Genomic DNA, 2030 nt, shown 5'->3' on the forward strand with positions numbered 1-2030 from the left:
GACGCAAGTCTCCCTTTACGCTTGCAAAAGCCTGGTAGACGAGAGCAGCATCTTTGTATTTTCCACAGCTATAGCCAATGATCTCCCGGTTAAACAAGTCTACGAGCAAGCAAATATAGTGCCATTTATTTGCGACCCGAACGTATGTCAAGTCACTCACAACGGCTTCCAATGGTGCTTCTTTCGCAAACTCGCGATTCAGTTCGTTCTGGATCGGCGATTCGTTACATGACGACATATGCGGTTTATACTGCGCCACTGTGTAGACCGAGACCAGGCCGTTTTTCTTCATCAGACGTCCAATGCGCCGTCTGGAAACCGTCATTCCCTCTTCTTGAAGTTTTGCTTTGATCTTCCTTGCTCCATACACGCGCTGATTCTCTTCAAAAATACGGATAATTGCTTGTTCCACTTCATCATTGACAGATGATTGCTCATTACTCTCGTAGTAGTAGGTACTCCTATTGACCTGAAGAATCTTGCACATGGCCGATATGGGATACTTATGAGCGTTTTGCTGGATTACCGTTATTTTCGTCCGAAGATCAGCGCTGCTTGCTTTAAAATATCGTTCTCCATTTTCAATCGTTGAATTTCCTTACGTAGCGCAAGGAGTTCATTCTGTTCCTCTGTCCGGTTGTCCTTTTCTTTGAAAGAACCTGTTGTTCTACTCTGTTTGACCCAACGGTCAAACGCAGATGCACTCAGATCATATTCTCTTAAAATATCTGCTCGCGGTTTCCCATTCTCGTAAAGTTGAACCATCTGCTGCTTGAACTCGTCTGTAAATGACCGACGCTCACGTTTCTGCATGACATTCTCTCCGTTCCTTGTCGATTTGATTTCAATCTACTAGACCTTAAGAGAATTGTCCAATTCAGTGTAGCCGATCCATTAAATGAATTATCTTTTAAAAGAGAACCTCAAGATAAATTGATAGGAAATTACAAGATAGGAGATTTAGCAATCGCAACTATGATAAAACTTGGAGAAAAAGATAAGGAGGTAGCTATATTTAAAAATATGGGCGAATTTGATAAGAAAATGATTATGAAGTTGTATGAAGATATAGATTGGTAAGGTAAGAATTTAAGGTCTTCTTGTCAATAACTGTTCGAGTCTGTCAATTAATTTACAATCAGGTGCTTCGTCTTGTGTGATTCATTGGCTTATTGAAGGACGTTCTGATTATGGGATGATCTTATAGCCAATTGGCTATGATTATAAAACTGAATTTATAGAATATAAAAACTTTATCCAACGACACATCCTGACAAATTACCCCTTACAATTATGTTAAAATTTAGAATTCGATATAAAAAAAGGAGATTTGGAGGCATTGAAAGAATGAAAACGAAAAAAACTAAACTGCTTTCTTTAGTCACAGCAACAACTATTGGAACTTCTCTTGTAACTTTTGGTGGATTTAATGCGAATGCCTATTCGGATACCAAACCAAGTAATATTCAAGGTGCCTACTATTATATCAATGGAGTTGAATACGAGGTTCCAAAAAATCAGATTGCAAACTTTGTAAGTAACGATACAGTTACTGAGTTACCAACTGATCCCTCAAAGAAGTCAATGTCATCAAAAAGCCAGAAAATAGCTCCTAGAGCAGGGTGTAATGGAGAAGAGGGCTGGGTATTTAGTGCAAAAAGAACAGCTAGCGGTTTCAAACTTGGAGCTTCCGGCTCAAGAGTAATAAATGACACACCAGATGATATAACTGAAACCTCTCTACTTTCTACAGATACGCAAGTGAATGGTAAATTAAGTGGAAAAAGTAAAGTCAATTGGGGCGTAATTGAAGGGGAGGTAGGCTTTGAAATCGGAGGATCCGTTACATGGAAAACGCAGGAGTCAACAACTATTACAGTGAGGCCTGGCTATTGGGGATGGATTCGGTTTAACCCCTTAAAATTTGAGTCTTTCTCCCTTATTTTCGCATTTTCATATGCTTCTTCCCTCCTTCAACCACCTAGGAGTCTAGGAAGGAAAACGCCTAGCGTCAAGGAGATCACTTGACC

The 2030-nt window shown here is 39.8% G+C and carries 1 protein-coding gene and 1 pseudogene; one reads left to right on the forward strand and one right to left on the reverse strand.

Annotated features, from left to right (window positions below):
• Positions 1 to 813 (reverse strand): annotated as a pseudogene (locus AC27IT_RS27555) (IS3 family transposase); the annotation flags it as partial.
• Between the two features lie 534 nt (positions 814 to 1347).
• On the opposite strand from AC27IT_RS27555, the gene AC27IT_RS27560 reads away from it, so the two are divergent.
• Positions 1348 to 2028 carry a hypothetical protein gene (locus AC27IT_RS27560; RefSeq protein WP_487092241.1) on the forward strand — a complete coding sequence of 227 codons (681 nt, stop codon included), beginning with the start codon at positions 1348 to 1350 and terminating at the stop codon, positions 2026 to 2028.
• Positions 2029 to 2030 lie beyond the last annotated feature (2 nt).

This window comes from Brevibacillus sp. YAE8, from assembly GCF_057543335.1.